At 66.2% G+C, this 675-nt stretch carries 1 protein-coding gene; it reads right to left on the reverse strand.

Going from position 1 to position 675, the window contains the following annotated elements:
* Positions 1 to 675 (reverse strand): transposase (locus IFS44_RS21690; RefSeq protein ID WP_192100221.1); only part of this gene is annotated, 675 nt, incomplete at both ends.

Below are 675 nucleotides of genomic sequence, written 5' to 3' on the forward strand. Positions count from 1 at the left end.
GGATGTCGCGCTCGTGGACGAGCCACGCCAGCATCTCGGCCGAGCCATAACCGGTGTCGGCCGCCAGCCGTTCGGGCCAGACGCCGAAGCGGTCCTGCACGCGCTCGATCATCCGCTTGCACGCGGTCACCTCGGCCTGCCGGATCGCGGTGCTCGCCTCCACGTCCATGATGACGGCATGATCGAGATCGATGAGGTAGTTGGTCGAGTAGGCGTAATAGGCCTGCCCCCCGTGCGCACAGGTCCAGCGCGACGCAGGATCCGCCGGCGCCAGGTACTTCGGCACGACCGGCGTGGCGGCCCCGAATGCGGCATCGTCGAGGACGGCAAGATACTCGCGGACGGCACGATTGTCGGCGTCGGGCGGCAGGCCCTCGCTACCCGGGCCACCAGTCTGACGATTGGCATCGGCCCGGATGAGACTCGCATCCACGGCGAAGCCTTCGCCACCGACCAGACCCTCGGCCATGCAGCGTTCGACCGTCGTTTCGAACAGCTTGCGCAGCAGGTCGCTGTCGCGGAAGCGTCCATGGCGGTTTTTCGAGAAGGTCGAATGGTCGGGCACATCCCCCTCGAGCCCCAGCCGGCAGAACCAACGATAGGCCAGGTTCAGATGCACCTCATCGCAGAGCCGACGCTCGGAACGGATCCCCATGCAGTAGCCGATAATGAGCA

Source organism: Sphingomonas sp. CFBP 13706, assembly GCF_014842355.1.
In the GTDB taxonomy this organism is placed as follows: Bacteria; Pseudomonadota; Alphaproteobacteria; order Sphingomonadales; family Sphingomonadaceae; genus Sphingomonas; species Sphingomonas aerolata.